1 protein-coding gene is annotated in these 849 nt (G+C 36.7%); it reads left to right on the top strand.

Translation table 11 applies throughout. The features are described 5' to 3' along the window. The first annotated feature begins 367 nt into the window (after nucleotides 1-367). Nucleotides 368-568, top strand: coding sequence for a hypothetical protein (locus AACR11_RS07260; RefSeq protein WP_017191052.1), 201 nt, complete (start codon nucleotides 368-370; stop codon nucleotides 566-568). Nucleotides 569-849 lie beyond the last annotated feature (281 nt).

The following is an 849-nucleotide window of genomic DNA, read 5'->3' as shown; positions in this document are numbered from 1 at the left end:
ACAAGAACTTTTCTTTTTCGCGCCAGCTCTGCACCTAAGTTTACAAGATTAGTCGTTTTCCTTCCCCCACATTTTTGATTTGCTGCACTAATAACTTTGGTTTTCATAGCAGGCCATTACTGTATTACATGTGTAATACATACAATACAGAACAACTAAAAACATCAATGCATTACATGTGTAACACACATAAAATCCAATATTTCATTTCAAAGAGAAGTTGTTATTGTGGACATAAACGGGATTTGAGGTTCGACATCACATAATTGTTCGTAATTAACCCTTGAATATATTGATATTGCTCCAATTTCATATGAGAAAGGAAAAGTCTTTAATGGTTAGAGACTTATGAACCGGAGAAGCTACGATGGCTTTAATTGTTGGACCCAAGGAAAAAGTAGGAAGAGATGGCGGCTCATTTCAGGAAGTCGAACTATACGCGGGTACAGAAACTGTAAAATATCGTTATAAAAAATATTGTACCATTAGAGATAATGAATACGCACCACCTACAAGTACATCTGGAAGAAAGTGGGAACAAATATTTAGAACTCCTGATAGCGAATAAAGCTCAAGCCACTCCCATGAGTGGCTTTTTATTCGCATTATGCAAATTATGTGTACGGGCTAGCGCATCAAAGCGATTCTCCCTCCGCAAGTACCGACAATCAGCAATTCGCACCACCCACTCTTTGAGCACACACCAAAAATGTAAACTACGTTTGGTGTAGACACATAAGGATGCTTTATTGCTTATGTATTACATGTGTAATACAGCTAGTTCATTTTATTAATTATCTTTATTAATTCTTCGTCATCAATATTGTCACGATACAAAGCTAGTGCTCG

Origin of the sequence: Vibrio sp. L85, from assembly GCF_963871815.1 — a bacterium.
GTDB lineage: Bacteria > Pseudomonadota > Gammaproteobacteria > Enterobacterales > Vibrionaceae > Vibrio > Vibrio harveyi.
This window is presented reverse-complemented; position numbering and strand designations above follow the sequence as displayed.

Coding starts and splice junctions, on each gene's coding strand:
- AACR11_RS07260 (WP_017191052.1), top strand. CDS start 368: ATGGCTTTAATTGTTGGACCCAAGGAAAAAGTAGGAAGAGATGGCGGC.